This window comes from Burkholderia sp. BE17 (assembly GCF_009362305.1).
In the GTDB taxonomy this organism is placed as follows: Bacteria; Pseudomonadota; Gammaproteobacteria; order Burkholderiales; family Burkholderiaceae; genus Burkholderia; species Burkholderia pyrrocinia_C.
This window is the reverse complement of record NZ_WHNU01000040.1, coordinates 1-26,437: the sequence shown is the minus strand read 5'-3', so window position 1 is coordinate 26,437 and position 26,437 is coordinate 1. Positions and strand designations below refer to the sequence as shown.

Annotated in this window: 25 protein-coding genes, 1 tRNA gene and 1 riboswitch; of the genes, 19 read left to right on the top strand and 7 right to left on the bottom strand. The window is 67.8% G+C overall.

The annotated features are described in order from the left end of the window. Nucleotides 1-200: 200 nt before the first annotated feature. From flhB to metF, 8 genes are all read left to right on the top strand, one after another. A complete protein-coding gene (flhB, locus tag GD429_RS29650; protein WP_321574971.1) occupies nucleotides 201-1,400 on the top strand; it encodes a flagellar biosynthesis protein FlhB in 1,200 nt (399 codons plus the stop codon). After that, nucleotides 1,397-3,496 carry a flagellar biosynthesis protein FlhA gene (flhA, locus tag GD429_RS29645; protein WP_152862374.1) on the top strand — a complete coding sequence of 700 codons (2,100 nt, stop codon included), beginning with the start codon at nucleotides 1,397-1,399 and terminating at the stop codon, nucleotides 3,494-3,496. Before flhB ends, flhA begins: the two co-directional genes overlap by 4 nt. Further along, complete coding sequence (gene flhF / locus GD429_RS29640) at nucleotides 3,493-5,256, top strand: flagellar biosynthesis protein FlhF (protein WP_152862372.1); 1,764 nt, start codon at nucleotides 3,493-3,495, stop codon at nucleotides 5,254-5,256. The genes flhA and flhF overlap by 4 nt, the downstream gene beginning before the upstream one ends. After that, nucleotides 5,249-6,067, top strand: coding sequence for a MinD/ParA family protein (locus tag GD429_RS29635; RefSeq protein ID WP_152862370.1), 819 nt, complete (start codon nucleotides 5,249-5,251; stop codon nucleotides 6,065-6,067). The genes flhF and GD429_RS29635 overlap by 8 nt, the downstream gene beginning before the upstream one ends. Before the next feature lie 22 nt (nucleotides 6,068-6,089). After that, the gene (locus tag GD429_RS29630; RefSeq protein WP_085041358.1) at nucleotides 6,090-6,824 is read left to right on the top strand and encodes an RNA polymerase sigma factor FliA; all 735 of its coding nucleotides are present in this window, start codon (nucleotides 6,090-6,092) and stop codon (nucleotides 6,822-6,824) included. 94 nt (nucleotides 6,825-6,918) lie between these two features. Further along, a riboswitch (S-adenosyl-L-homocysteine riboswitch) is annotated at nucleotides 6,919-7,046 on the top strand. Between the two features lie 32 nt (nucleotides 7,047-7,078). Then, on the top strand, nucleotides 7,079-8,497 hold the full coding sequence (ahcY, locus tag GD429_RS29625; protein ID WP_152862368.1) for an adenosylhomocysteinase: 1,419 nt from the start codon (nucleotides 7,079-7,081) through the stop codon (nucleotides 8,495-8,497). A 160-nt stretch (nucleotides 8,498-8,657) separates the two neighbouring features. Next, nucleotides 8,658-9,011, top strand: a complete 354-nt coding sequence (locus GD429_RS29620) for a phage holin family protein (RefSeq protein ID WP_011882923.1) — start codon at nucleotides 8,658-8,660, stop codon at nucleotides 9,009-9,011. 13 nt (nucleotides 9,012-9,024) lie between these two features. Next, on the top strand, nucleotides 9,025-9,855 hold the full coding sequence (gene metF, locus GD429_RS29615) for a methylenetetrahydrofolate reductase [NAD(P)H] (protein ID WP_152862366.1): 831 nt from the start codon (nucleotides 9,025-9,027) through the stop codon (nucleotides 9,853-9,855). A gap of 88 nt (nucleotides 9,856-9,943) precedes the next feature. Here the strand turns inward: metF and GD429_RS29610 are convergent, their stop codons facing one another. Beyond that, nucleotides 9,944-11,422, bottom strand: a complete 1,479-nt coding sequence (locus GD429_RS29610) for an amidase (protein ID WP_152862477.1) — start codon at nucleotides 11,420-11,422, stop codon at nucleotides 9,944-9,946. Nucleotides 11,423-11,503: 81 nt separating this feature from the next. After that, the gene (locus tag GD429_RS29605; RefSeq protein WP_258282638.1) at nucleotides 11,504-12,196 is read right to left on the bottom strand and encodes a dienelactone hydrolase family protein; all 693 of its coding nucleotides are present in this window, start codon (nucleotides 12,194-12,196) and stop codon (nucleotides 11,504-11,506) included. A 246-nt stretch (nucleotides 12,197-12,442) separates the two neighbouring features. Here GD429_RS29605 and GD429_RS29600 point away from each other — a divergent pair, with 246 nt between their 5' ends. After that, nucleotides 12,443-13,522 (top strand): NAD(P)H-dependent flavin oxidoreductase, encoded by a 1,080-nt coding sequence (locus GD429_RS29600; protein WP_152862364.1) that lies wholly within the window; start codon nucleotides 12,443-12,445, stop codon nucleotides 13,520-13,522. A 518-nt stretch (nucleotides 13,523-14,040) separates the two neighbouring features. Then, nucleotides 14,041-15,183: a branched-chain amino acid ABC transporter substrate-binding protein gene (locus tag GD429_RS29595; protein ID WP_152862362.1), complete on the top strand. Its 1,143-nt coding sequence runs from the start codon at nucleotides 14,041-14,043 to the stop codon at nucleotides 15,181-15,183. Nucleotides 15,184-15,268: 85 nt separating this feature from the next. On the opposite strand, the gene GD429_RS29590 is transcribed toward GD429_RS29595, so the two are convergent. After that, nucleotides 15,269-16,486 carry an MFS transporter gene (locus GD429_RS29590; RefSeq protein WP_321574967.1) on the bottom strand — a complete coding sequence of 406 codons (1,218 nt, stop codon included), beginning with the start codon at nucleotides 16,484-16,486 and terminating at the stop codon, nucleotides 15,269-15,271. 453 nt (nucleotides 16,487-16,939) lie between these two features. On the opposite strand from GD429_RS29590, the gene GD429_RS29580 reads away from it, so the two are divergent. From GD429_RS29580 to GD429_RS29570, 3 genes are all read left to right on the top strand, one after another. Continuing rightward, nucleotides 16,940-17,599 (top strand): HugZ family protein, encoded by a 660-nt coding sequence (locus tag GD429_RS29580; RefSeq protein WP_152862358.1) that lies wholly within the window; start codon nucleotides 16,940-16,942, stop codon nucleotides 17,597-17,599. Between the two features lie 355 nt (nucleotides 17,600-17,954). After that, entirely contained in the window at nucleotides 17,955-18,248 is a 294-nt protein-coding gene (locus GD429_RS29575; RefSeq protein WP_152862471.1) for an H-NS family nucleoid-associated regulatory protein, read from the top strand. 239 nt (nucleotides 18,249-18,487) lie between these two features. Next, nucleotides 18,488-19,645 carry a cation diffusion facilitator family transporter gene (locus tag GD429_RS29570; protein ID WP_152862356.1) on the top strand — a complete coding sequence of 386 codons (1,158 nt, stop codon included), beginning with the start codon at nucleotides 18,488-18,490 and terminating at the stop codon, nucleotides 19,643-19,645. Between the two features lie 42 nt (nucleotides 19,646-19,687). Here the strand turns inward: GD429_RS29570 and GD429_RS29565 are convergent, their stop codons facing one another. The 3 genes from GD429_RS29565 to GD429_RS29555 all read right to left on the bottom strand — a co-directional run bounded on the left by GD429_RS29565 (nucleotide 19,688) and on the right by GD429_RS29555 (nucleotide 21,538). Then, the gene (locus tag GD429_RS29565; RefSeq protein ID WP_006477376.1) at nucleotides 19,688-20,158 is read right to left on the bottom strand and encodes an Lrp/AsnC family transcriptional regulator; all 471 of its coding nucleotides are present in this window, start codon (nucleotides 20,156-20,158) and stop codon (nucleotides 19,688-19,690) included. 79 nt (nucleotides 20,159-20,237) lie between these two features. Then, complete coding sequence (locus GD429_RS29560) at nucleotides 20,238-20,897, bottom strand: exonuclease (RefSeq protein WP_152862354.1); 660 nt, start codon at nucleotides 20,895-20,897, stop codon at nucleotides 20,238-20,240. Beyond that, the gene (locus GD429_RS29555; protein ID WP_152862352.1) at nucleotides 20,894-21,538 is read right to left on the bottom strand and encodes an MBL fold metallo-hydrolase; all 645 of its coding nucleotides are present in this window, start codon (nucleotides 21,536-21,538) and stop codon (nucleotides 20,894-20,896) included. Before GD429_RS29555 ends, GD429_RS29560 begins: the two co-directional genes overlap by 4 nt. Nucleotides 21,539-22,193: 655 nt before the next feature. On the opposite strand from GD429_RS29555, the gene GD429_RS29545 reads away from it, so the two are divergent. After that, nucleotides 22,194-22,805, top strand: a complete 612-nt coding sequence (locus GD429_RS29545) for a septal ring lytic transglycosylase RlpA family protein (RefSeq protein ID WP_152862350.1) — start codon at nucleotides 22,194-22,196, stop codon at nucleotides 22,803-22,805. A gap of 78 nt (nucleotides 22,806-22,883) precedes the next feature. Here the strand turns inward: GD429_RS29545 and rsmI are convergent, their stop codons facing one another. Continuing rightward, entirely contained in the window at nucleotides 22,884-23,762 is an 879-nt protein-coding gene (rsmI, locus tag GD429_RS29540; protein WP_152862348.1) for a 16S rRNA (cytidine(1402)-2'-O)-methyltransferase, read from the bottom strand. A gap of 46 nt (nucleotides 23,763-23,808) precedes the next feature. Here rsmI and GD429_RS29535 point away from each other — a divergent pair, with 46 nt between their 5' ends. The 5 genes from GD429_RS29535 to GD429_RS29515 all read left to right on the top strand — a co-directional run bounded on the left by GD429_RS29535 (nucleotide 23,809) and on the right by GD429_RS29515 (nucleotide 26,267). Beyond that, entirely contained in the window at nucleotides 23,809-24,237 is a 429-nt protein-coding gene (locus GD429_RS29535) for a YraN family protein (protein WP_193727232.1), read from the top strand. A 126-nt stretch (nucleotides 24,238-24,363) separates the two neighbouring features. Continuing rightward, nucleotides 24,364-24,948: an SIS domain-containing protein gene (locus GD429_RS29530; RefSeq protein ID WP_152862344.1), complete on the top strand. Its 585-nt coding sequence runs from the start codon at nucleotides 24,364-24,366 to the stop codon at nucleotides 24,946-24,948. Between the two features lie 17 nt (nucleotides 24,949-24,965). Next, nucleotides 24,966-25,766 (top strand): BON domain-containing protein, encoded by an 801-nt coding sequence (locus GD429_RS29525; protein ID WP_152862342.1) that lies wholly within the window; start codon nucleotides 24,966-24,968, stop codon nucleotides 25,764-25,766. Then, nucleotides 25,763-26,125: a c-type cytochrome gene (locus tag GD429_RS29520; RefSeq protein WP_152862340.1), complete on the top strand. Its 363-nt coding sequence runs from the start codon at nucleotides 25,763-25,765 to the stop codon at nucleotides 26,123-26,125. Before GD429_RS29525 ends, GD429_RS29520 begins: the two co-directional genes overlap by 4 nt. A 66-nt stretch (nucleotides 26,126-26,191) precedes the next feature. Beyond that, a tRNA-Ala gene (locus GD429_RS29515) sits at nucleotides 26,192-26,267 on the top strand. Nucleotides 26,268-26,437 lie beyond the last annotated feature (170 nt).

Below are 26,437 nucleotides of genomic sequence, written 5' to 3'. Positions count from 1 at the left end.
CCGATCGCCGCGTTTTTCCGCCGCATCGCGCCACTTCGCGCGCCGCTCCGGCCCCCGTCCGGCCCCGTTCGCGCCGGCTCGCCCGATTCCCCGAAATACCCCCCTTTCCCGGCTTTGCTCGACCGATCGGCGTTTGACGCCTCCATGAATAATCGGTGTCACTGGAAAGCGGCATTCCGCCGTACCCGACTGGAGGCCCCGTGGCAGACGAGAGCGATCTCGACAAGACCGAAGCCGCCACTCCCAGGCGCCGCGAGAAGGCGCGCGAGGAGGGGCAGGTCGCGCGTTCGCGCGAACTGGCTTCGTTCGCGCTGCTCGCGGCCGGGTTCTACGGTGCATGGCTGCTCGCGGGCCCGTCGGGCGCGCATCTGCAGGCGATGCTGCGCGGCGCGTTCACGTTCGACCGCGCGACCGCGTTCGACACGAACCGGATGCTGTCGGCGGCCGGCAGCGCGAGCCTCGAAGGCTTCGCCGCGCTGCTGCCGATCCTCGTGCTCACTGGCCTCGCGGCGCTGCTCGCGCCGATGGCGCTCGGCGGCTGGCTGATCTCGCAGAAAACCTTCGAGCTGAAGTTCGACCGCCTGAACCCGATCTCGGGCCTCGGCCGGATCTTCTCGATCCAGGGGCCGATCCAGCTCGGCATGTCGCTCGCGAAGACGCTGGTCGTCGGCGGGATCGGCGGCATCGCGATCTGGCGCAGCAAGGACGAGCTGCTCGGCCTCGCGACGCAGCCGCTCGGCGCGGCGCTGCCCGACGCGCTGCATCTCGTCGCCGTGTGCTGCGGCACGACGGTCGCGGGCATGCTGGTGGTCGCCGCGCTCGATGTGCCTTACCAAATCTGGCAGTACAACAAGAAGTTGCGCATGACGAAGGAAGAAGTGAAGCGCGAGCATCGCGAGAACGAAGGCGATCCGCACGTGAAGGGGCGGATCCGCCAGCAGCAGCGCGCGATCGCGCGCCGCCGGATGATGGCGGCCGTGCCGAAGGCCGACGTGGTCGTCACGAACCCGACGCACTTCGCCGTCGCGCTGCAATACACGGACGGCGAGATGCGCGCGCCGAAGGTCGTCGCGAAGGGCGTGAACCTCGTCGCCATGCGCATCCGCGAACTCGCGGCCGAGCACAACGTGCCGCTGCTCGAGGCGCCGCCGCTCGCGCGTGCGCTGTATCACAACGTCGAACTCGAACGCGAGATTCCCGGCTCGCTGTACTCGGCCGTCGCCGAAGTGCTCGCGTGGGTCTACCAGCTCAAGCGCTTCCGTTCGGAAGGCGGCGCGTTCCCCGCGGTGCCGGTCGATCTCGACGTGCCGGCCGAACTCGACAAGGGCACGTCGGTGCCGGCCGACGATGAACGTGAAGAGGCCGAAGACACCCTGGGCAACCAAGGAGCCTCCGCATGAGCACCCCGACCGGCCTGTTCGCGAAGCGCACGAACCCGTTCGCGGGCACCAACCTGCGCGCGCTCGCGGGCCCCGTCCTCATCTGCATGATCCTGGGGATGATGATCCTGCCGCTGCCGCCGCTGCTGCTGGATCTGCTGTTCACGTTCAACATCGCGCTGTCGGTGATGGTGCTGCTCGTCAGCATGTACACGATGAAGCCGCTCGACTTCGCGGCGTTCCCGAGCGTGCTGCTGTTCTCGACGCTGTTGCGCCTGTCGCTGAACGTCGCGTCGACGCGCGTCGTGCTGCTCGAGGGCCACACGGGCCCCGACGCGGCCGGCCAGGTGATCGAGGCGTTCGGCCACTTCCTCGTCGGCGGCAACTTCGCGGTCGGCATCGTCGTGTTCGTGATCCTGATGATCATCAACTTCATGGTGATCACGAAGGGCGCGGGGCGGATCGCCGAAGTGTCCGCGCGCTTCACGCTCGACGCGATGCCCGGCAAGCAGATGGCGATCGACGCCGACCTGAACGCGGGCCTCATCAACGAGGAACAGGCGCGCAAGCGCCGCCTGGCCGTGTCGCAGGAAGCCGAGTTCTACGGGTCGATGGACGGTGCGTCGAAGTTCGTGCGCGGCGACGCGATCGCGGGCCTGATCATCATGGCGATCAACGTGATCGGCGGGCTGATCGTCGGGATGGTCCAGCACGACATGAGCTTCGCGGCGGCCGGCACGAACTACACGCTGCTGACGATCGGCGACGGCCTCGTCGCGCAGATCCCGTCGCTCGTGATCTCGACCGCGGCCGGCGTGATCGTGTCGCGCGTCGCGACCGACGAGGACATCGGCACGCAGATCACCGGCCAGTTGTTCACGAATCCGCGCGTGCTGACGATCACCGGCGTGATCATCGTGATCATGGGGCTGATCCCGGGGATGCCGCACTTCGCGTTCCTCGCGCTCGGCGGCGGCGCGATCTGGCTGGCCCGCACGCAGACGAAGCGCGCGGCGGCCCGCAAGGCGGCCGGCGACGTGACCGACATCGCGCCGCCCGCCGTGCTGCCGGCCGACAGCCACGAGGCGACCTGGGACGACGTGCAGCTGATCGACCCGCTCGGCCTCGAGGTCGGCTACCGGCTGATTCCGCTGGTCGACAAGAACAGCGACGGCGAGCTGCTCAAGCGCATCAAGAGCATCCGCAAGAAATTCGCGCAGGAAATCGGCTTCCTGCCGCCGGTGATCCATATCCGCGACAACCTCGAACTGCGGCCGAACGCGTACCGGATCGCGCTGAAGGGCGTCGAGATCGGCGTCGGCGAAGTGTTCCCGGGCCAGTGGCTCGCGATCAACCCCGGCCAGGTGACGGCCGCGCTGCCGGGCGCCTTGACGCAGGATCCCGCGTTCGGGCTGCCGGCCGTGTGGATCGACGTCGCGCTGCGCGAACAGGCGCAGGTGTACGGCTACACGGTGGTCGACGCGAGCACGGTCGTCGCGACGCACCTGAACCATCTCGTCGTCCAGCACGCGGCCGAGCTGCTCGGCCGCCAGGAAGTGCAGGCGCTCGTCGAGCGCACCGGCAAGGACGCGCCGTCGCTCGTCGAGGACCTCGTGCCGAAGACGATCTCGCTGACGACGCTGCAGAAAGTGCTGCAGAACCTGCTCGAGGAAGGCGTGCCGATCCGCGACATGCGCACGATCCTCGAGGCCGTGTCCGAACATGCGGGCCGCGGCGACGCGTTCGAGATCACCGCCGCGGTGCGGCTCTCGCTCGGCCGCGCGATCACGCAGCAGTGGTATCCGGGCGCGGGCGAGATGCAGGTGATGGGCCTCGACTCGAATCTGGAGCGCGTGCTGTCGCAGGCGCTCGCCACCGGCGCGAACCCGGGCCTCGAACCCGGCCTCGCGCACAACCTTCTGACCGGCACGCAGCAAGCGATGCTGCGTCAACAGAATCTCGGGCTGCCGCCCGTGCTGCTGGTGCAGCACGCGCTGCGCGCGATGCTCGCGCGTTTCCTGCGCCGCAGCCTGCCGCAATTGAAAGTGCTGTCGTACGCCGAAGTGCCGGACACACGCACGATCAAAGTCGTTAACGTCATCGGGGGTTCCGCTTGAACATTCGCAAATTCACCGGCGCAACGAGCCGCGACGCGCTTCGTCTCGTGCGCGAGGCGCTCGGCGCCGACGCGGTCGTGCTGTCGAACCGCACGCTCGATGACGGCAGTGTCGAAATCGTCGCACTCGCCGATTCGGACCTGGCCGCGGTGACGCTGCCGGCCGCCGCACGGCCGCGCATCGCCGCGCCGCGCGTGCCGGATTCCGTGCCGGCCGCCGCGGTGCAGGGCATCGTGTCGCGCCCGGGCGCCGCGCTCGCGCGCCCGAGCGCCAATCCGTATGCAGCGGGCGTCGGCGGGCTGCCGGACGTGTTCTCGTCGGTGTTCGGCGCAAGCGCCGAGGCGGACGAAACGGACGTCGCGGACGAAACGGCGGCGCACCCTTCGACGATCGATGCGGCAGCACCGGCTGCGGTATCGCCGTCGCTCGCCGCACCGGCCGCCGGTACGCACGCAGCCGGGATGCCGGCAACCCCCGCTTCCGAACCCGCACCGTGGCTCGTCGAGCACGCGAAGCGCCTGACTCGGCAGCGCGACGCGCTGATCGCGCGCACGCAGGCGACGCAAGCCGGCGCACCCGCGCCGCGCAGCGCCGCGAGCGCACCGTCGCCCGACTGGGCACGCGACATCGTGCGCGATGCCGAACGCCGGATGCCGGCCGCCGCCCCGCGCACGCCCGACACGAACGCCGCGAAAGCCGCCGAGCGCACGCGCCTGTCCGCCGACACGGCCGCCGCGGTGGCCGATGCGGTGAAGTCGCGCATCGAGCGGGTCGTCAACGACACGGTGATGCACGAGCTCGGCGAACTGCGCGGAATGATGGAAGAGCAGTTCGACAGCCTGATGTGGCACGACCGCCAGCGTCGCAGCGCCGTGCATGGCGCGCTGACGAAGCACCTGTTCGCGGCCGGCCTGTCCGCGCAGCTCGTGCGGATGCTCGTCGACAACCTGCCGTCCGGCGACGACGCGCAGACCTTCGAGCAGGCCGCCGAATGGGCGCAGTCGGTGCTCGCGGCGAACCTGCCGGTGCTCGACAGCGAGGACGCGCTGATGGAGCGCGGCGGCGTGTTCGCGCTGATGGGGCCGACGGGCGTCGGCAAGACCACCACCACCGCGAAGCTGGCCGCACGCTGCGTGATGCGCTTCGGCGCGAGCAAGGTCGCGCTGCTGACCACCGACAGCTACCGGATCGGCGGCCACGAGCAACTGCGCATCTTCGGCAAGATCCTCGGCGTGCCGGTGCACGCGGTGAAGGATGCGGGCGATCTCGCGCTCGCGCTGTCCGAGCTGCGCAACAAGCACATCGTGCTGATCGACACGATCGGCATGAGCCAGCGCGACCGCGCGGTGTCCGACCAGATCGCGATGCTGCACGGCGCGAACGCACCGGTGCAGCGCCTGCTGCTGCTCAACGCGACGAGCCACGGCGACACGCTCAACGAGGTCGTGCAGGCGTATCGCAGCGCGGGCGAGCATCCGGACCTCGCCGGCTGCATCCTCACGAAGCTCGACGAGGCGACCCACCTCGGCGGCGTGCTCGACACGGTGATCCGCTACAAGCTGCCGGTCCACTACGTGTCGACCGGCCAGAAGGTGCCGGAAAACCTGTATGTCGCATCGACCAAGTTCCTGCTGAAGAGCGCGTTCTGTGTGCCGCGCGACGGCTCGCCCTTCGTGCCGCAAGACGAAGACATGCCGACGCTGCTCTCCGCACTGACCGCACGTTCCACCGCCGAGCTGCACGAGGTGCGATTTGGATAAACGAATCATCGACCAGGCCGAAGGGCTGCGGCGCCTGCTGGCCGGGCGCGCGTCGCGCATCGTCGCGGTGACGGGCGGGCCGGCGGGTGTCGGCTGCACGTCCACCACCGTGAACCTGGCGGCGGCGCTCGCGTCGCTCGGCAAGGATGTGCTCGTCGTCGACGAGCGCGCCGACGTGCATTCGGCCAGCGCGACGCTCGTGGGCGCGTGGCTGCGCGACGGCGAGCGCACGCGGGTGGCCGCCGGCTTCGGCATGTGCGCGGCCGCGCGGCTCGCGCGCGCCGGCTACAGCGACGCGCAACTGAGCGACTTCATCGACGGCCCGGCCGACATCGTCCTCGTCGACGCGCAGCTGGGCGCCGACGGCTCGTTCTCGGCGCTCGCACGCGAAGCGCACGACGTGCTGGTCGTCACGCGGGTCGCCGCGCAGGCGATCACCGAGGCGTACGCATGCATGAAGCGGCTGCATTTCGCGCACGCGTTCGCGCAGTTCCGCGTGCTGACCAATCACGTCGCCAGCCATGCCGACGCGAAGACGGCCTTCGACAACCTCGCAGGCGTCGCGAGCCGCTACCTGACCGTGTCGATCGCCGACGCGGGCTGCGTGAGCGCCGATCCGCTCGTCGAACACGCGCGCGAGCTGACGCATGCGGTGGTCGACGCGTTCCCGTCGTCGTCGGCCGCACGCGACTACCGGCAGATTGCCGCCGACCTGCTGTACTGGCCGATGCGCCCGCGTTCGGGCGCGGGCCGCGCCGTCCATGCGGGCGGCAAGCCGTCGTATGAAGCGGGCGCGGCACACGCCGCGTGAGCGCTACCGGAAGGAGAGAGCCATGATGTACAACGCTCAGGGAAAGATGTCCCAGGCCGACGTGCTCGCGCAATATGCGCCGCTCGTGCGTCGCCTCGGGCTGCAGCTCGTCGCGAAGATGCCGGCGAGCGTCGATCTCGACGACCTGATCCAGGCCGGCATGATCGGCCTGATGGACGCGGCCGGCCGCTACAAGGAAGACCAGGGCGCGCAGTTCGAGACCTACGCGACGCAGCGCATCCGCGGCGCGATGCTCGACGAGCTGCGCAGCAACGACTGGCTGCCGCGCAGCCTGCGCAAGACGTCGCGCGAGGTCGAGCACGCGGTGCACCAGGTCGAGCAGCATCTCGGCCGCTCGGCGAGCGAGACCGAGATCGCGCAACACCTGAACATGCCGCTCGACGAATACCAGGGGATGCTGCAGGACCTGCACGGCAGCCAGCTCATCTACTACGAGGATTTCGACCGCGCGGCCGACGACGAGCCGTTCCTCGACCGCTATCGCGTCGATCACGCCGATCCGCTGTCGTCGCTGCTCGACGAGCACCTGCGCGAGGCGCTCGTCGAGGCGATCGAGCGGCTGCCGGAGCGCGAGAAGCTGCTGATGTCGCTGTACTACGAACGGGGTCTGAATCTGCGCGAGATCGGCGCGGTGCTCGAAGTGAGCGAATCGCGCGTGTGCCAGCTGCACAGCCAGGCCGTCGCGCGCCTGCGCGCGCGGCTGCGCGAACAGGCGTGGGTCGGCGCGGAGTCCTGACCCTTTCTCGACGGCAACGCGCGCCGACGCCGCGCGCTTGAATCGCTCGCGCCGCTTGCGCATTTTGCGCGCCGATTTGCTACAATCCCTCCCGTTTTCCGAGGAGCGTTGCGACGGACCACCCTGCGTCCGCCAGGCTCGGAAGGCTTCACCAAGCAGCCGTGCGGCGCGCGTTTCGCGACCGTCGCGCCGGCTCCGCTTCCTGAACGGCGCTCACGTCACCAATCTAGAACTTTTTTAGAAAGGAGGGCGTGATGAACGCCATTATCGATTCGCAAGCTTCCAAGGATTACGTCGTCGCCGACATGGCGCTGGCCGGCTGGGGCCGCAAGGAACTGAACATCGCCGAGACCGAAATGCCGGGCCTCGTGCAAATCCGCGACGAATACAAGGCGCAGCAGCCGCTGAAGGGCGCGCGCATCGCAGGTTCGCTGCACATGACGATCCAGACGGGCGTGCTGATCGAGACGCTGAAGGCGCTCGGCGCGGACGTCCGCTGGGCATCGTGCAACATCTTCTCGACGCAGGACCACGCAGCGGCCGCGATCGTCGAATCCGGCACGCCGGTGTTCGCGTTCAAGGGCGAATCGCTCGACGAATACTGGGAGTTCTCGCACCGCATCTTCGAATGGCCGAACGGCGAATTCGCGAACATGATCCTGGACGACGGCGGCGACGCAACGCTGCTGCTGATCCTCGGCTCGAAGGCCGAGAAGGACCGTTCGGTGATCGCGAAGCCGACCAACGAGGAAGAAGTCGCACTGTACAAGTCGATCGCGAAGCACCTCGACATCGACGCGACCTGGTACTCGAAGCGCCTCGCGCACATCAAGGGCGTGACCGAAGAAACCACGACCGGCGTGCACCGCCTGTACCAGATGGAAAAGGACGGCCGCCTGCCGTTCCCGGCGTTCAACGTGAACGATTCGGTCACGAAGTCGAAGTTCGACAACCTGTACGGCTGCCGTGAATCGCTCGTCGACGGCATCAAGCGCGCGACCGACGTGATGATCGCGGGCAAGGTCGCGGTCGTCGCGGGCTACGGCGACGTGGGCAAGGGCTGCGCGCAGTCGCTGCGCGGCTTGGGCGCTACCGTGTGGGTCACCGAAATCGATCCGATCTGCGCACTGCAGGCGGCGATGGAAGGCTACCGCGTCGTGACGATGGAATACGCGGCCGACAAGGCCGACATCTTCGTGACGGCGACCGGCAACTACCACGTGATCAACCACGATCACATGAAGGCGATGCGCCACAACGCGATCGTCTGCAACATCGGCCACTTCGACTCGGAAATCGACGTCGCGTCGACCCGCCAGTACCAGTGGGAAAACATCAAGCCGCAGGTCGACCACATCATCTTCCCGGACGGCAAGCGCGTGATCCTGCTGGCGGAAGGCCGCCTCGTGAACCTCGGCTGCGCGACCGGCCACCCGTCGTTCGTGATGTCGAACTCGTTCGCGAACCAGACGCTCGCGCAGATCGAGCTGTTCGTGCGCGGCGGCGAGTACGAGAACAAGGTGTACGTGCTGCCGAAGCATCTCGATGAAAAGGTCGCGCGCCTGCACCTCGCGCGCATCGGCGCGAACCTGTCCGTGCTGTCGGACGAGCAGGCTTCGTACATCGGCGTGCAGAAGGACGGCCCGTTCAAGCCGAACCACTACCGCTACTGATGCGCCGCCGCCGCCGCGCCGTGCGCGCCCCGCTGCGGGGCCCGCGGTGCGGCGGCGGCACGGTGCCGGATCGCCGGCCCTTGCGTTGCGCCTTCGGGCGCGCGCGGCGGCCGGCGGCGGCCACCGATCGCACAGATCGACAACCGAACCGGAGCACTCCATGAGCGTTATCCTCACCTGGGTCATCAACGCGCTCGCGCTGCTGATCATCACGTACCTCGTGCCGTCGATCCACATCAAGAGCTTCGGCACCGCGCTGATCGTCGCGGTCGTGCTCGGGCTGATCAACACGGTGATCCGCCCGGTGCTGATCCTGCTGACGCTGCCCGTCACGATCGTCACGCTCGGGGTGTTCATCCTCGTCGTGAACGCGCTGTGCTTCTGGTTCGCGTCGTCGCTGCTGAAGGGCTTCGAGGTGTCGGGATTCTGGTCCGCGTTCTTCGGTTCGATCCTGTACAGCATCGTGTCCTGGCTGCTGTCCGCGCTGATCTTCGGCCAGCGCGACATCGGCTGACCCCTTTCGAATCATGAAACCGATCGAACTCTCGTTTGAATTCTTCCCGCCGAAGACGGCGGACGGCGTCGAAAAGCTGCGCGCAACCCGTGCGCAGCTGCTGCCGCTTAAGCCGAAATTCGTCTCCGTGACGTTCGGCGCCGGCGGCTCGACGCAGCAGGGCACGCTCGATACCGTGCTCGACATGCAGAAGGACGGCCTCGAGGCCGCGCCGCACCTGTCGTGCATCGGCTCGTCGCGCGACAGCCTGCGCGCGATCCTCGACCAGTACCGCTCGCACGGCATCCGGCATATCGTCGCGCTGCGCGGCGACCTGCCGTCGGGGATGGGCGCGGTGGGCGAGCTGCGCTATGCGTCCGAGCTCGTCAGCTTCATCCGCGCCGAGCATGGCGACTGGTTCCACATCGAGGTCGCGGGCTACCCCGAGTACCACCCGCAATCGCGCTCGCCGAAGGCCGATCTCGAGAATTTCGCGCGCAAGGTGAAAGCCGGCGCGAATTCCGCGATCACGCAGTACTTCTTCAACGCCGACGCGTATTTCCGCTTCGTCGACGATGTGCGCAAGCTGGGCGTGGACGTGCCGATCGTGCCGGGCATCATGCCGATCACGAACTTCTCGCAGCTGATGCGCTTCTCCGAGATGTGCGGCGCCGAAGTGCCGCGCTGGGTCGCGCGCCGGCTCGAGAGCTTCGGCGACGATCGCGACGCGATCCGCGCGTTCGGTGCGGATGTCGTCACCGATCTGTGCCGCCGCCTGATCGACGCGGGCGTGCCGGGGCTGCATTTCTACACGCTGAACGCAGCGACCGCGACGCGGACGATCTGCGAACGGCTCGGCGTGTAAGCGCCGCCGCGCGTTTTGCATGCGCAAAAGCCCCGCCGGTTATGCCGGCGGGGCTTTTTTTCGATGCTTGCGGAAGCGGCCGCGCGCGTCAGCGCTGCGCCTGCATCAGCGGCGGGCGGCGGTCGAACCACGGCCGTGCCTGTTCGAGCTGCCGCGCGAGCCTGAGCAGCAGCGCGTCGTCGGTGTGGCGCGCGGCGAACTGCACGCCGATCGGCAGCCCGCGCGCATTCCAGTAGAGCGGTACCGACATCGCCGGCTGGCCGGTCAGGTTGAACAGCTCGGTGCAGCCGGCCCACGCGAACGCCTTCTCGGAAGACTTCGCGAGCATTTCCTTCGGCAGTGGTTTCACCGGCAGCGCGGCGAGCAGCTTCATCTGCGCCGATTCGAACGGCGTCGGCTGCAGTTCGCCGATCTTCACCGGCGGCCCCGCGAGCGATGCGCACAAAATGGCGTCGTAGCGCGACACGAGGCCGGCCACCTGCACGGTGAGCTGGCGCTGCCATTCGAGCACGTCCGGCAGGCGCGTGCGCGCGAGGCGCCGGCCGACCACGGCCATCGCCCACGTCGCCGCTTCGAATTCGCCGCGGCGCGGCGCGCGGCCGGTCAGCGCGCGCGCGCCGAGCACCATCTCCTCGGCGATCGTCGCCCACAGCGTGAGGAAGGTTTCGGCCGCGCGCGCGTAGTCGACGTGCAGCGTCGCCGGCTCGACGTGGTGGCCGAGCGATTCGAGCAGCGCGGCCGCGTCGTCGAGCGCCGCGCGCGTGTCGTCGGCGAGCGCCGGCGCGAGCATCGGATCGACGACGAGGCCGATCCGCAGCGGGCCGGGCGGCGTATCGAGTTCGCCGAGGAACGTGCCGGGTGCGCCGTGCGGCAGCGTCTGGCCGGTCGTCACGTCGAGCAGCAGCGCGCTGTCGCGCACGCTGCGCGAGACCGCATGCTGGACGACGAGCTCGCCGTTCGACGGCAGGTCGACGAGCATCGGATTGCGGCTCGGCTTCAGGCCGAACAGCCCGCAGCACGATGCCGGGATGCGGATCGAGCCGCCGCCGTCGGACGCATGCGCGAGCGGCACGATGCCGGCCGCGACGGCCGCCGCCGCGCCGCCGCTCGAGCCGCCGGGCGTGTGGTCGAGGTTCCACGGGTTGCGGCACGCGCCGAACAGTTCGGGTTCCGTGTACGGCATCTGGCCGATCTCCGACGTGTTGGTCTTGCCGAACACGTTGAGGCCGGCCGCGCGGCTGCGCGCGATCACCGGCGAATCGTCGGCGGGCACGTAGTACCGGTAGTGCCGGCTGCCCATCGACAGCGGCAGCCCGGCGACCGCCGCGCCGAGATCCTTGACGAGATACGGAACGCCCGCGAACGGCGCGGCGGCGCCGGGTTCGGGCGCGGCGCTCGCGCGCTGGCGCGCGGCTTCGTAGTCCTGCAGCACGATCGCGTTGATCGCGCCATTGACCGCTTCGGCCTGGCCGATCGCGGCATCGAGCAGTTCGCGCGGGCTGGCCTTGCCGTCGCGCACGAGCGCGGCGAGGCCGATCGCGTCATGCGCGAGATAGTCCGAGTGCATCGCTGTCACCCCCGTTGTGACTCGTGGCGATGAAGGGAGAATAACGCGGGCCCGGCGCGATGGGCCCGCGGACGGGTGTCGTTACAGGTGCTCGGCGAGGAACGTCAGCGTGCGGCCGTGCGCGAGCGCCGCCGCGCGCTGGTTGTACGACGCGCGATCGGTGCAGTTGAAGCCGTGCTCGGCGCCCGGATACACGTGGAAGGATGCGTGGCCGTGGCCGGCGAACGCGGCCTTCACCTGGTCGACGGCCGCGAGCGGGATCCCATGGTCGTTTTCCGCGTAGTGGAACAGGATCGGCTGCGTGACCTTGCCGGCCAGATCGAGCGCGTTCTGGATGCCACCGCCGTAATAGGCGACCGCCGCGTCGAGCTTGCCGGCCGCGGCCGCACGGTACGCGAGCTGGCCGCCGAAGCAGTAGCCGATCGCGGCGAGCTTGCCGGCCACTTCGGGGCGTGCGCGCAATGCGTCGGCCGCCGCGCCGATGTCCGCGACCGCGAGACCGACGTCGGTCTTTTTCAACAATTCGATGCCCTTGTCGCGATCCGCGCCTTCGTAGGTCAGCTCGACACGCGGCTGCGTGCGCCAGAACACGTCCGGCGCGAGCGCGACGTAGCCGTCGGCCGCGTACTGGTCGGCGACCGCGCGGATGTGCGAGTTCACGCCGAAGATCTCCTGGATGATGATGACGGCGGGGCCCTTGCCGCGCTTGGGCAGCGCGAGATAGCCGCCGAAGCTGTCGTTACCGGTCGGGATGTCGATCCATTGGGCAGTCACGTTTTGAACTCCTGGCGTACGGGATGCGCCGAGCGCGCCCCGGGTGGAATAGGGCGGCCTAGTGTGCCACCAATCGTCTGGTGTTGCAGGGCACGCGCAACGCGTGAGCGTGCCGCGCGCGCCTGCTTCTCGCGCAGCGATCGTTTCGATCTCGATTATTCATTTTTCGGCGGCGAGCCGCTTCGATAGAGTCGATGTGCCGGCTTTTACAAAGCGCTTTCGCGCATCGTCATCGAAGGATTCGTCATGTCTGCCCGCCCGTATTCCACGCCCTTTTCCGAACGTTTCGGCCTGCGCCTGCCGCTCGTGCAGGCGCCGATGGTCGGCGCGACCACGGTCGCGATGGTCGCCGCCGCATCGAACGCCGGCGCGCTCGGCAGCCTCGGCGCCGGCGCGTTCGAGCCCGATCGTCTCGCGACCGAAGTCGCGGCGATTCGCGCGGCGACCGATCGCCCGTTCGCGGTCAACCTGTTCGTGCTGCCGGACGTCGGGCCCGATGCGGCGACCGTCGCGCGCGCACTCGCGGCGATCGACCCGCTGAACGCGACGCTCGGGCTGCCGCCGGGCGCCGCGCCCGCGCGCTACGCGCCCGACTTCCGCGCGCAGCTCGATGCGCTCGTGTCGCTGCGCGTGCCGGTCGCGAGCTTCACGTTCGGCGTGCTCGATGCGGCCGACGTCGCGCGGCTGAAGGCCGCCGGCACCTATGTGATCGGCACCGCGACGCACGTCGCCGAAGGGCTCGCGTGGCAGGCGGCCGGCGCCGACGCGCTGTCCGCGCAGGGCGCCGAGGCGGGCGGCCATCGCGGCACGTTCATCGGCGCTGCCGAAGACGCGCTGATCGGCACGTTCGCGCTCGTGCCGCAGCTCGTCGACGCGACGGGCCTGCCCGTGCTCGCCGCGGGCGGCATCATGGACGGCCGCGGGATCGCGGCCGCGCTCGCGCTCGGCGCGCAGGGCGCGCAGCTCGGCACCGCGTTCCTGACCTGCGCGGAAAGCGCGATCGCGGCGGACTGGAAGGCACGCCTGCTGGCTTGCGCGGATACGTCGACGCAGGTCACGCGCGCGATCACCGGCCGCCATGCGCGCGGGCTGCGCAACACGCTGATGGCGCGGCTCGGCGAACGCGTGGCCGACGCCGCGCCGTACCCGGTGCAGAACGCGCTGACGCAGCCGCTGCGCCAGGCTGCCGCGCGCGCGAACGACGGCGACTACCTGTCGCTGTGGGCCGGCCAGGGCGCGCCGCTCGCGCGGCGGCGCGGCGATGCGCTGACGACGTCGCAGCTCGTCGCCGCGCTCGACGCCGAATGGCGCGCATCGGCCGCCTGAACGGTACGCTTCATCGACCGCCTGAACGGTACGCTTCACCGACCGCCCGAACGGTACGCTTCATCGACCGCCTGAACGGTACGCTTCATTGACCGCCTGAACCGTTCGTATCGAGCGACGAAACGCGCGTGTTGTCACGCGCGTTTCATTCAATGATCGCGGGCACAAAATACCGAATCGAAATGCCCCGGGAATCTCTTGAAACCACCTTTCGACAAGCTGCCGGAAACTAGCGGAAACCCTTATTCGGCGCGGCTTGTAGCGATATTCGAGTCATCATTCCAAAGTGCGCATATCGGTAGTGTTACCACTACCCCAAAAAAGTCCCACAAATTAATTTGATCACCTACACTTGCGCGCAAGTACGGACGGGCGGTTGCTAAAAGCGGCTGTTTTCACGTGCTTGAGGCCAAGTGCATGAAGGATGCAACCGGCGAATCGTCCAGTGAATGCAAACACAGGGATGGCAGCGGGGCACCGGGCGATGGCGTTTTTTGGGACCGAAACTGGAGACTTACATGAATATCAAAATGCAGAAGCTGTTGCCGATCACCGCAGCGGCGATGCTGTGCGTTGCAGCTGCAAGCAACGCGGCCGCCGATCAAGTCGTCAAGATCGGCCACGTCGCGCCCTTGACGGGCGGCATTGCCCACCTGGGCAAGGACAACGAAAACGGTGCGCGTCTCGCAGTCGAGGAGATCAACGCCAAGGGTCTCACGGTCGGCGGCCAGAAAATCACGCTGCAACTCGACCCGCAGGATGACGCGGCCGACCCGCGGCAGGCCACGCAGGTTGCGCAGAAGCTCGTCGACGACAAGGTCGTCGCCGTCATCGGCCACCTGAACTCGGGCACGTCGATCCCGGCCTCGAAGATCTACAGCGATGCGGGCATCGTGCAGATCTCGCCGTCGGCGACCAACCCGGCCTACACGCAGCAAGGCTTCAAGACCACGTACCGCGTGGTGGCGACCGATGCGCAGCAGGGCCCGGCACTCGCGAACTACGCGCACTCGAAGGGCATCAAGAGCGTGGCGGTGGTCGACGATTCGACCGCATACGGCCAGGGTCTCGCGAACGAGTTCGAGAAGAAGGCGAAGGCGCTCGGCCTGAAGGTGATGTCGCACGATGCGACGAACGACAAGGCGGTCGACTTCCGCGCGATTCTGACCAAGATCAAGGGTGAGAACCCGGACGCGATCATGTACGGCGGCATGGACGCCACCGGCGGCCCGTTCGCGAAGCAGGCGAAGCAGCTTGGCGTGCGCGCGAAGATCCTCGCGGGCGACGGCGTGTGCACGGAAAAGCTGGCCGACCTGGCCGGCGATGCGACCGACAACGTCGTGTGCTCGGAAGCGGGCGCTTCGCTCGAGAAGATGCCGGGCGGCAGCACGTTCAAGGCGAAGTTCGAGAAGCGCTTCGGCCAGCCGATCCAGATCTACGCACCGTTCACGTATGACGCCGTGTACATCGTCGTCGACGCGATGAAGCGCTCGAACTCGACGGACCCGGCGAAGATCCTCGGGGCGATGCCGGCGACGAACTACACGGGCGTGATCGGCACGACGACCTTCGACTCGAAGGGCGACCTGCAGCACGGCGTGATCTCGCTGTACAACTACAAGAGCGGCAAGAAGACGCTGCTCGACGAAGTGAAGATGTAACGCAACAGGCGGTCAACAGCAGGGGCGAAAGCGCGCATGCGGCAACGCATGCGCGCTTTCTTTTTGGCTGACGGGCGCCATGCCGTCAGATCTTCAGGTGCGCGAGCACCTTCGGCGCGACGGCCGCGACGAGCGCCGCGCACAGCGCGACGACCGACAGGCCGATCGTCAGGTTCGCGGCCTGCGCGACCGCGCCGATCACGACCGGGCCGAACAGCAGTCCGAAATACGCAAGCCCGGCCACATGCGCGAGCCCTTCGGCCGCGTGGATGCCTTTCACGCGCGCGGCGGCCGCGAACAGCACGGGCATCATGTTCGCGAGGCCGAGGCCCATCAGCGTGAAGCCGGTCAGCACGGCGGGCGGATACGGCAGCAGCGGCGCGCCGATCATCCCCGCGCACGCGAGCGACGCGCTCGCGAACACGAGCTGCGGCGCGCCGAAGCGGGCGCGCACGGCGTCGCCCGCGAAGCGCGCGATGGCCATCCCGCCCGAGAACGCCGCGTACGCGGCGCTTGCAAGCGCGGGGCTCGCCGCGACGACGTCGCGCATGTAGACCGTCGCCCAGTCGTACATCGCGCCTTCGGCGATCAACGCGACCAGCGCGATGCCGCCGAGCATCCACAGCGCGGGCGAGCGCCAGCGGTTGCCGCCGCCGTGCGCGTGTTCGTGGTGCGGCACATGCGGCAGCACGGCCGGGCTCGCGGCCACGAGCACCGCGGCGCTTGCCGCGGCCGCAAGCGCGAGATGCGCGGCCGGCGCCATGCCGGCCGACAGCAGCGCGCCGCCGGCCGCCGCGCCCGACATCCCGCCGATGCTGAACATGCCGTGCAGCGACGACATGATCGGCTTGCCGAGTGCGATCTCGACCGCGCTGGCCTCGGCGTTCATCGCGACGTCGAGCGTCGCCATCGAGAAGCCGAACACCGCGAGCACGCCGAGCAGCATCCAGTAGTCGGGCACAACGAGGATCAGCGCCGCGCACGCGGACATCACGAGCCCGCCCGCGAGGCACGCGGTGCGCGAGCCGACGCGCGCGATCCAGCGCGCGATGGTCAGCATCGCGGCGATCGAGCCGCCGGCGACCGCGAACAGCGCGATCGACAGCAGCCCGGGGCTCAGCGCGAACTTGTCGCGCACGGTCGGCACGTGCACGCCCCACGACGCGTACATCATGCCGGCGACGAAGAACAGCGCCATCGACGCCGTGCGTGCACGCTGGCGGGCCGGGAGCGACAGCACGCGATGCGAGTCGGGCGGCGCGGCGAACGGGGACGACGATTCGGGGGAGGAGGATTCGGACACGGAAGGCTCGTCAAAGGATGCGCGGACGCACGCGGCGTCCGTCGGAATCGTCCGATTCTATCGAACCGCTTACGATCCTGCCGGGCGCTGCTCGTTCGGTGGACAGTTCGGCGATCCGGCGATCCGGCGAACCGGCGAACCGGCGAACCGGCGAACCGGCGAACCGGCGAACCGGCGAACCGGCGAACCGGCAAACCGGCAAACCGGCAAACCGGCAAACCGGCAAACCGGCAAACCGGCGAACCGGCGAACCGGCGAACCGGCGATCAGGCGATCAGGCGATCAGGCGATCAGGCGATCAGGCGATTCGGCCACGTCGCGGCAGCGCGCCGTCCGTCCGGTGCCTGGCGCCGCATCGGCCGTTCGGCCGATACGCGGCGCGCAGCGCCCGCGGGTAACATCGAAGCGCACGCGGCGTGCCCGAAGCGCCGCCCTTCGACCGCAGGAGTCCTCTTGAACATCGATCCCGCCTTCGCCCTGCATCTGCTGCACCGCTGCGCGCTCGGCACGCTTGCCACCCATGCGCGCGATCCGCAGGGCTTCCCGTATCCGACGGTCGTCCCGTTTGCGCCCGATGCAAGCCATCGGCCCGTGATCCTCGTGAGCGGCCTCGCCGAACACACGCGCAATCTCGACGCCGATCCGCGCGCGGGCTTCCTCGTCGTCGACGCGCCCGACGGCGACGTGCTGAACGCCGAACGCGCGACGCTGCTCGGCCGTTTCGTGCCGCTTTGCGACGATCCGCACGTCACCGCGCGCTACTTGCGCTACGAGCCGGACGCCGCGCGTTATCTCGCGCTCGGCGATTTCACGTTCCGCGCGCTCGATATCGAGCGGCTGCGCTATATCGGCGGCTTCGGGCGCATGGGCTGGGTCGACGGCAAGCATCTCGATACGCTGCCGCCGCTCGGGTTCGACGAGGAGCAGGCACTGTGGGACGCATACGATGCCGGCGACGCGCGCCGCGACGGGCTCGAATTGCTCGGCGTCGATCGCCACGGCGCCGACTGGCGGTGCGACGGCCGCCGCGTGCGCACGCAGTTCGACGCGCCGCCGGCCGATGCCGGCGCACTGCGCGACCGGCTGATCGCATGCGCGCGGGATGTGACGTGACGCCGCGGGTTACCGGTTTGTCCGTTCAGCCAGCCGCACCATCCGATTTTCGCAAACCTGTCGTTCTATGAAAGCTTTGATTTTTAGTATGCAGGGTAATTGCGTATGTTGATAGCCTTAATAGACGATCGCTAATGTCCTAATCTCTGTGGAGGAGCGTAAAAATTTGAGAAAAGGCCGCGTCCGGTCAAAATGACATGTGCGAATTACAATTGATCTCGGGATTTTCATGAATCTCGCTTCTATCAAATCTTTTTTGTGCTAATCTCTGCCTTCGAAAATCCGAGGCACATATATTTCATGAATGGTGAGCTGGCTGCAGACCGGCGCCATTAGTCAGATAGAAAGGGAAACTATGTCTTCTTACAAGGACCTGCTGGCCCAGCGGGAAAAGCTGGAGAAGCAAATCGAAGAAGCGAAGTCGCGTGAATACGCTGAAGTGCTGAATGACGTGAAGCAGAAAATTGCCGACTACGGCTTTTCGCTCGCCGAACTCGGCCTCAACCGCGCGAAGGCAGGTAAGGTTGGCCGTCCGCGCGCAGGCGTGGCCGCGAAATACCGCGATCCGGAATCGGGCGCGACGTGGTCGGGCCGCGGCAAGCCGCCGCGCTGGATCGCCGGCAAGAACCGCGAACAGTTTGCGATTTAAACGCTTGTTTAAGTCGTCTGCTCAAAAGAGCCGCGTGTCCGTTCAGGAGCGCGGCTTTTTTGTTTCCGGACACCGGCCAGCGTGCGGGAAGTGTCATGGAATTGTAATAATGCCGCGTGAATGAAAATGCGACACGTTCGTATAAGCGGTTGATTTGAATGAGAAATTTGTGGGTATTGGCGGAGCTTGCGGGGCGCCTTTGATAGAATTGCGTATCGCACACCGATATCTCATATTTCATGTCCACGTTTTCCGGCGACGCGCTAAGCGCAGATAAGCACGCAGTTGCGCGCAAGAGCACGCTCGTCAGTATTGTGCTGAATGTCGTGCTTGCGACATTTCAGATCGTCGTCGGCACGATTGCGCATTCGCAGGCGTTGATTGCCGACGGTGTGCATTCGATTTCCGATTTGATCTCGGATTTCGTCGTGCTGGTTGCGAATCGGCATAGCGGCGCATCGCCGGACGCCGACCACAATTACGGACACAGCCGCTACGAGACGGTCGCGTCGCTGTTTCTCGGCGCGATCCTGATTGCGGTCGGAATCGGCATGCTCTGGCGCGCCGGCGACCGGCTCGTTAATCTCGAAAACATTCCGGCCGTGCACTTTTCCGCGCTGATCGTCGCGCTGACGGTGCTCGTGTCGAAAGAAGCGTTGTTTCGCTACATGCTGCGCGAGGCGCGGCGCGTGCGCTCGGCGATGCTCGTCGCGAACGCATGGCATGCGCGTTCGGACGCCGCGTCGTCGCTCGTCGTCGCGATCGGCATCGTCGGCAGCCTGGCCGGCGTGCGGCTGCTCGACCCGATCGCGGCGGCGATCGTCGGCTTCATGGTTGCGCGCATGGGCTGGACGTTCGGTTATGACGCGTTGCAGGATCTCTCCGACCGCGCGCTCGACACGGCCGACACGGCCGAGATCCACGCGCTGCTCGCGGCGACCCCCGGCGTGCGCGACGTGCACGACCTGCGCACGCGCAAGATGGGCGATGCCGCGCTCGTCGACGCGCACATCCTCGTCGACCCGAAGATCTCCGTGTCCGAAGGGCATTACATCGCCGAGACCGCGCGCGCACGCGTGCTGTCCGACCCGCGCGTGCTCGATGCGCTGATCCACGTCGACCCCGAGAACGACACGGCGCGCCGTCCGGCGCTCGCGCTGCCGCCGCGCGGCGAGATCGCGGCACGGCTCGAGGCGGCGCTCGCGCAGCGCGGGCTGCGCGCGGCGGCGATCAACCTGCATTACCTGAGTACGGGGCTCGAGATCGACGTGACGCTCGCCAGCGATCCGGGCGACACCGATGCGGCGCTGGCCGGCCGGCTCGACGCCGACGCGTTGAAGCGCGAATTCGGCGCGCGCCGGATCGGCTTCACGCGCACGGTGCCCGCGCAGGCGTGACGCGATGCCCGCGAACGCGGGCCGTCCGTGCGGGCCCGCGCGTTACAGCGGCAGTTGCGTGTCGAACTTGATCTCGCGCAGCACGACGCTCGTGCGCACCTGCGACACGGCCGGGATCTTGAAGATGCGTTCGTGCAGGAACACGTCGTAGGCCTTGATGTCGGGTGCGACGATCTTGAGGATGTAATCGGCTTCGCCGGTCGTGCTGTAGCACTCGGTGACTTCCGGGCAGGTCGCGATCTCGCGCTCGAACTGCTCGACGCCGCCTTCGTTGTGGCGGGTCAGGTGCACGTGCGCGAGCGCGCACACGTGCAGGCCGAGCTTCTCGCGATCAAGCAGCGCCGTGTAGCGCTGGATCACGCCAGACTGTTCCATGTCCTTGATGCGGCGCCAGCACGGCGTGCTCGACAGGCCGACCTGGTCGGAGATTTCCTGTACGGAACGGCGCGCGTCGAGCTGCAACAGGCGAAGGATTTTTTGCGAAAAGGAATCGAGCGTCACCTGCGCCTCCATGCGGCAGCTACAACACGCTGAATGTTAGAGGGCCGGGAAAGGAAAGGCAATCTGGCGCGGCGCTGTTGAGCGAGATTCGCTAATTTGCTCGCGGATCCGTGGGATTTTGTCCCGCTCCCGCGTTTTCCGACCGATCGGTGTCCGACACGGCGAGGCCCGCGAGCGCGGCCTGCTGCCGGCGCAGGTCGGCGAGCATGTTGCAGAACAGCGCGCCTTGCTCGATCGCGTCGTCGAGCGCGACATGCGTGTGCGGGTGGTCGTCGAACCAGTGCTTCGGAAAGCGCGGCTTGATCGCCTTGCGGTACGGCAGCCCCGTCATCGCGAACGCGAGCGTCTTGATGTCGAGCGCCGACCACGAGAACGGGCAGCGTCCCGCGAAGCGCATCATGTACCAGAACATGAACGTGAAGTCGAAACCGGCCGGCATCGCGACGAACACGGGCTTGCCGGGCAGCGCCTCGACCCAGTCGACGTACGCGACCAGCGCCGCCTCGGGCGCCTGCAGGTCGCGCCGGCACGCGGCCCATGCGTCGGGCTCGGTCTTCCACCACGCTTCCTGAACCGGATGCGCCTGTGCGCCGGGCAGCGTCTCGAGGTTTGCCGAGAACGTCGCGATCAGCTGCTTGTCCTCGGTATAGGCGGCCGATGCGAAGCTCAGCATCGAATGCGGGCCGGGAATCGGGCCGTCGGCCTCGACGTCGGTGCTGACGTAGATTTCCTGAATGGCGGTCTGGTTCATCCGAATACCTTGTCGGACACGAACGGGTTCGTGCGGCGCTCGTCGCCGAACGTCGACACGGGGCCGTGGCCCGGCACGAACGTGACGTCGTCGCCGAGCGGCCACAGTTTTTCCTTGATCGAACGGACGAGATCCGCGTGATTGCCGCGCGGGAAATCGGTACGGCCGATCGAGCCCGCGAACAATACGTCGCCGACGATCGCGACGCGATGCGCGCGGCTGAAGAACACGACGTGGCCCGGCGTGTGGCCCGGGCAGTGATAGACCTCGAGCGTCTCGTCGCCGAACCGCACGGTGTCGCCGTCGTTCAGCCAGCGGTCCGGCTCGAAGGCGTCGGCGGCCGGAAAGCCGAAGCGCTCGCTCTGCGTCGGCAGCTTCTCGATCCAGAAGCGCTCTTCTTCCTGCGGCCCCTCGATCGGCACGCCGTAGTGCGTCGCGAGCGTCTTCGCGCCCGCGCAGTGATCGATGTGCCCGTGCGTGAGCAGCACCTTCTCGACCTGCACGTTCTGCCGCGCGACTTCCTGTTCGATCCGGTCGAGATCGCCGCCCGGATCGACGACGGCGGCGCGGCCCGTCTTCTCGCAGACGAGCAGCGAGCAGTTCTGCTGGAACGGCGTGACCGGAATGAGCGTGACTTTCATGGAGGCACCGGCGGCTAAAAGGAGCGATTGTACCGGTCGCGCGCGCTGCCTGCCGCCCGAGCGGCGCACCGCGCGATGCGTGTCTACGGGCAATCCCGGAGCATGTCGATTGTTACCGCCATAGCGAGAATCAATGCTCCGGACGGGCCGCTTTTCGGGATGGCGTTTTGGTTTATGTATAATGCGCCCCATTGAGCGTGAATTTTACGCAATTCGCTGGTGTTTCGGCCCCGTTAAATGGGGCGTCGGATTCACCGTCAAGCATCAGCCGCCGGGGAGTCCGGCGGTGTATCCAGCACCGAGTAGTCGGTGCTCACGTCTTGTCCGGCCGGGTGCTGCGCGCCCGCCTGCGGCCCTGCTGCCGCGCCGCCGGATGAGGCCTGTGCCGCCGTTCCTGTGAGTCGGTCGTATCGACGCGCGCGAACGTGAAGCCATGTTCGATGGCGGCATGTGGGGTCTGGTCAGGCTGTTGGGGACAGGTTGCGCCAGACGTGAAAGCTAATCAGGACGGTTGCGGCATAGACGAAAGCCGCGCCCATGCTAGCCGCCTGCTCGCATTCGAGCGGGGCGTGCACGCATTTGCCGTCCGGGCTGCGTGTCTGCGTTGTTGAGCAGCGTTTTGACGCGGCGGCCCGAACCAGAAGGCGACACGTCGATGAACGTACGATTTCCGAGTCGATTCGGGACCATTGCATTATTTTTTGCGTTGACGGGCTGTGCGGTGCCACCCAGCCAGACCACCGGAAGCGCGAACCAGAAGAACGCGGTCGACAAGACGGCCGCTGCCGCGAAGGCGGACAACGACAAGCAACAACTGAATTTCGATTCCGCACTGGCGTCGATGCCGGCTGCCGACAGCAAGGACGCGAAGAAGCCGTCGCTGGCGGACGCCGAGCCGATCGACGGCAAGGATGTGTCCGACTTCCGCCAGACGGGTCGCGCTTCCTGGTACGGGCGGGATTTCCACGGCCGCCGCACCGCGAACGGCGAGCGTTTCAACATGAACGCGCTCACCGCCGCGCACCGCACGCTGCCGCTTTCGTCGTACATCAAGGTGACGAATGCGTCGACCGGCAAGTGGGTCGTCGTGAAGGTCAACGATCGCGGGCCGTTCAAGCGCGGCCGTGTGCTCGACCTGTCGTATGCGGCCGCCAAGATGATCGGCCTCGTGCACGCCGGCACGGGCCGCGTGAAGATCGAAGGGCTGTCGCCGCGGGAAGCGCGCGACGCGCGCGACGAAATGTTCGCGTCGGTCTCGGCGAAGTAACGCGGCGGATCATCCGCTCATGTACAAAGGGCTGCCTTCCGGCAGCCCTTTGTCGTTTCCGCGCGGCGCCGTCGCGCGTCAGCCTTCCTTCAGCGCGAGCGCGCGCGCATACAGCGTGTTGCGCGACGCGCCCGTCAGCGCGGCCGCGAGCTTGGCCGCGCTCTTCACCGGCACTTCTTCCAGCAGCAGCCTGAGCAGCGCGTCGTGCGCGGTGTCGTCGGCTTCGCCGCTCGCCGCCGGCGCGCCTTCGACGACCAGCACGAATTCGCCGCGCTGCCGGTTCGCATCGCCGGCGAGCCAGATCTGTCCTTCGGCCAGGGTGCCCTGGAACAGTTGCTCGTGTAGCTTGGTGAGCTCGCGCGCGATCAGCAGCCGGCGTGCGGGGCCGAACGCGTCGGCGAGCGCGGCGACGGTTTCGGCGATCCGGTGCGGCGCTTCGTAGAACACCAGCGCATACGGGTGCGACACCAGCGCCTGCAGCGCGGTTGCGCGCTGTTTGGCCTTCGGCGGCAGGAAGCCCGCGAACGTGAACGAGCCGGCCCAGTCGCCGGCCACGCTCAACGCGGTCACGGCCGCGCTCGGGCCCGGCAGCGGAATCACGGCGAAGCCGGCGGTGCGTACCGCGTCGACGAGCCGCGCGCCGGGGTCCGAGATGCCCGGTGTGCCGGCATCCGATACGTACGCCACGCGCTCGCCGGCGCGCAGCAGTTCGATCACGCGCTGAGCGGCTTCGCGTTCGTTGTGCTCGTGCACGGCAAGGAGCGGCTTCGAGATCCCGTAGCGGGCGAGCAGCTGGCCCGTGTTGCGGGTGTCTTCGGCCGCGATGCGGTCGGCGAGGCCGAGCACGTGCAGCGCGCGCAGCGTGATGTCGGCGGTGTTGCCGATCGGCGTGGCGACCACGTAGAGCGTGGCGCTCGGGTAGTGCTGCGTATGCGCGAGTTCGAGGAGGGCAGTCATGGCAGGCAATGCGCGCAATCGCGGCGCAAGCGGAACAAGGACGGCATTGTGCCACGCGGCGCCGGCGCGGCCGGATGGCAGGCGCGGTTTGCCGCGCGCGGGCGACAACTTTTCCGGTGCGGCGCGATCCAAACCGGTCGGCGCGGCATTCGAGCAGCGTGCACGGCAATTTCTCGAACGCCGCGGGCTCGTGTTCGTTGCGGCGAACGTGACGATGCGCGGCGGCGAGCTCGATCTCGTGATGCGCGAGCCCGACGGCATGCTCGTGTTCGTCGAAGTGCGCGCGCGGCGCAGCGTCAGGCATGGCGGCGCGGCCGCGAGCGTCGGCTGGCGCAAGCGGCGGCGTCTGGTCGCCGCGGCGCTGCAGTTCTGGGCGCGGCACGGTGCCGGCGCCGCGTGCCGTTTCGACGTCGTCGCGTTCGAAGCCGGACGGCTCGTGTGGCTGCGCGACGCATTTCGTACCGACGATGCGTAGCCGCGAGCTGTGACGAGATGTAAAGAGTTCTTGCCGGACCGCCGGAGAGGGTGCCGGAGTACGGTAAACTCGCCGCACCCACGATGTCGCGCGATGCGTGCCACGCGCCCAGTTCACCAGGAATCGATGTCAGTCGAACGTATTCAGCAACAATTTCGCGACAGCGCCGCGCTTCACGCCGAAGCGGCCGACGCGCTGTCGTTGCCGATCGCAGCCGCGGTCGACGCGATGTTCGCCGCGCTGGCGAACGGCAACAAGATCGTCGCGTGCGGTGACGGCCCGTCGGCCGCCGCCGCACACTATCTCGCGGTGTCGCTCGTCGGTGGCTTCGAGCGCGAGCGTCCGGGCCTGCCCGCGATCGCGCTCGCCACCGATGCGTCGCAGGCCGGCCTCGCGGGCACGGCGGCCGCCGAGCAACTGTTCGCGCAGCAGGTGCGCGTGCTCGGCCAGACCGGCGACATCCTGCTGGTGCTCGACCCGGGCGGAGCGTCGCCGCGCGTGCTCGCGGCGATCGACGAAGCGCACGAGCGCGAGATGACCGTCGTCGCGCTGACGGGCGGCAACGGCCACGCGGTCGCGGCCGCGCTGTCCGACACCGATATTCCGATCAGCGTGCCCGCCGTTCGCGCGGCGCGCATCCACGAAGTCCATCTGCTGACTATCCACTGCCTGTGCGACGGCATCGACGCGATGCTGCTGGGTGAGGATTGAACGAAGGAGAGCCGTCGATGAATCAAAGCCGCGTCAAACAGACGCTCGTCAGAACCACGCTGCTCGCCGCGCTGACGGCGGGCCTCGCCGTATCGCTGCAGGGTTGTGTGCTCGGGGTCGTGGGTGCAGCGGCCGGCGGCGGCGCGTTGATCGCGACCGATCGCCGTACGCTCGGTGCGCAGACGGAAGATCGCGAGATCCAGGTCAAGGCACTTTCGCAGATCAACAACGGGTTGCCCGACCAGTCGCACGTGAACGTGACGGTGTTCAACCGCCGCGTGCTGCTGACGGGCGAAGTGCCGAACAATGCGTCGAAGCAGCGCGCCGAGGAGATCGTGCGCGGCATCAACAACGTGAACGGCATCGTCAACGAGCTGTCGGTCGAGCCGGCGGCGTCGTTGTCGTCGCGTGCGAACGACTCGTACCTCGAAGGGCGCGTGAAGTCCGAGCTGATCGCGACGAAGGGTATTTCGGCGAACTACTACAAGGTCGTCAGCGAGCGCGGCAACCTTTACCTGATGGGCCTAGTGACGGTAGACGAAGGCAATCGCGGCGCCGAAGCCGCGAGCCAGGTGCCGGGCGTCGAGAAGGTCGTGAAGGTGTTCCAGTACGTCAAGCCGCAGGATGCGCAGGCGCTGCAGGCCGCGTCGCCCGCGAGCGGCGCGTCCGACACGCAGGCTGCCGCCGCGCCGGCGGACAGCGCGACGGTCGGTGCGGTGCCCGACGCGTCGGTGCAGTCCACGCCGCTGCAGCCGCCCGCGCCGATCTCGAATTCGTCGAACGTGCACCCGGGCAACCCGAAGGCGCCGTCGCAATGAAGATCGTGCAGATGAAGCAGATGAAACAGTGGGTGGTGCAGGGCGCCGCGGCCGTGGCGCTCGTGGCCGGCACGCTGGGCGCCGCGCATGCGGACGTCGGCGACGGCCTGAAGGTGGCGCGCGGCAACGCATGCATGGGCTGCCACGCGGTCGACCGCAAGCTGGTCGGCCCGTCGTTCAAGGATATCGCCGCCCGCTACAAGTCCGATCCACAGGCCGCGGCGAAGCTGCAGAAGAAGGTGAAGGAAGGCGGTTCCGGCGTCTGGGGTGCGATTCCGATGCCCGCGCACCCGCGCATGAGCGACGCCGACGTCCGTTCGGTGGTCGAATGGGTGCTGGCCGGCGCGCCGTCAAAGTAACGCTTCATGGGTGCTGAAACCCCTATTGCCAAGCGCGGAAATGCGTGTGTATGATTATTGACTGTTGGGGCGGTAGCTCAGCTGGGAGAGCGTCGCGTTCGCAATGCGAAGGTCGGGAGTTCGATCCTCCTCCGCTCCACCAACGGAATTCGAAAGGCTCGGTCGCAAGATCGGGCCTTTTTGTTTTTTGCGGGGCCGCCTCGCGGCGCTTGCGCGGCGGCTAGCGCAGCAGATCGTTGACGGCCTTGCACGTCGGCACCGACAGCGCCGCGAATGCCTCACCGTCACCCGTCACCCGTCACCCTGTCTCTT

What these genes read in the sequence shown, in the direction of transcription:
- GD429_RS29570 (WP_152862356.1), top strand. Translation starts at nt 18,488, where the DNA reads ATGTCCACGTTTTCCGGCGACGCGCTAAGCGCAGATAAGCACGCAGTT.
- GD429_RS29575 (WP_152862471.1), top strand. Translation starts at nt 17,955, where the DNA reads ATGTCTTCTTACAAGGACCTGCTGGCCCAGCGGGAAAAGCTGGAGAAG.
- GD429_RS29595 (WP_152862362.1), top strand. Translation starts at nt 14,041, where the DNA reads ATGAATATCAAAATGCAGAAGCTGTTGCCGATCACCGCAGCGGCGATG.
- rsmI (WP_152862348.1), bottom strand. Translation starts at nt 23,762, where the DNA reads ATGACTGCCCTCCTCGAACTCGCGCATACGCAGCACTACCCGAGCGCC.
- GD429_RS29520 (WP_152862340.1), top strand. Translation starts at nt 25,763, where the DNA reads ATGAAGATCGTGCAGATGAAGCAGATGAAACAGTGGGTGGTGCAGGGC.
- GD429_RS29620 (WP_011882923.1), top strand. Translation starts at nt 8,658, where the DNA reads ATGAGCGTTATCCTCACCTGGGTCATCAACGCGCTCGCGCTGCTGATC.
- GD429_RS29560 (WP_152862354.1), bottom strand. Translation starts at nt 20,897, where the DNA reads ATGAACCAGACCGCCATTCAGGAAATCTACGTCAGCACCGACGTCGAG.
- GD429_RS29530 (WP_152862344.1), top strand. Translation starts at nt 24,364, where the DNA reads ATGTCAGTCGAACGTATTCAGCAACAATTTCGCGACAGCGCCGCGCTT.
- GD429_RS29555 (WP_152862352.1), bottom strand. Translation starts at nt 21,538, where the DNA reads ATGAAAGTCACGCTCATTCCGGTCACGCCGTTCCAGCAGAACTGCTCG.
- GD429_RS29545 (WP_152862350.1), top strand. Translation starts at nt 22,194, where the DNA reads ATGAACGTACGATTTCCGAGTCGATTCGGGACCATTGCATTATTTTTT.
- GD429_RS29630 (WP_085041358.1), top strand. Translation starts at nt 6,090, where the DNA reads ATGATGTACAACGCTCAGGGAAAGATGTCCCAGGCCGACGTGCTCGCG.
- GD429_RS29525 (WP_152862342.1), top strand. Translation starts at nt 24,966, where the DNA reads ATGAATCAAAGCCGCGTCAAACAGACGCTCGTCAGAACCACGCTGCTC.
- GD429_RS29565 (WP_006477376.1), bottom strand. Translation starts at nt 20,158, where the DNA reads ATGGAGGCGCAGGTGACGCTCGATTCCTTTTCGCAAAAAATCCTTCGC.
- GD429_RS29610 (WP_152862477.1), bottom strand. Translation starts at nt 11,422, where the DNA reads ATGCACTCGGACTATCTCGCGCATGACGCGATCGGCCTCGCCGCGCTC.
- GD429_RS29600 (WP_152862364.1), top strand. Translation starts at nt 12,443, where the DNA reads ATGTCTGCCCGCCCGTATTCCACGCCCTTTTCCGAACGTTTCGGCCTG.
- flhA (WP_152862374.1), top strand. Translation starts at nt 1,397, where the DNA reads ATGAGCACCCCGACCGGCCTGTTCGCGAAGCGCACGAACCCGTTCGCG.
- ahcY (WP_152862368.1), top strand. Translation starts at nt 7,079, where the DNA reads ATGAACGCCATTATCGATTCGCAAGCTTCCAAGGATTACGTCGTCGCC.
- metF (WP_152862366.1), top strand. Translation starts at nt 9,025, where the DNA reads ATGAAACCGATCGAACTCTCGTTTGAATTCTTCCCGCCGAAGACGGCG.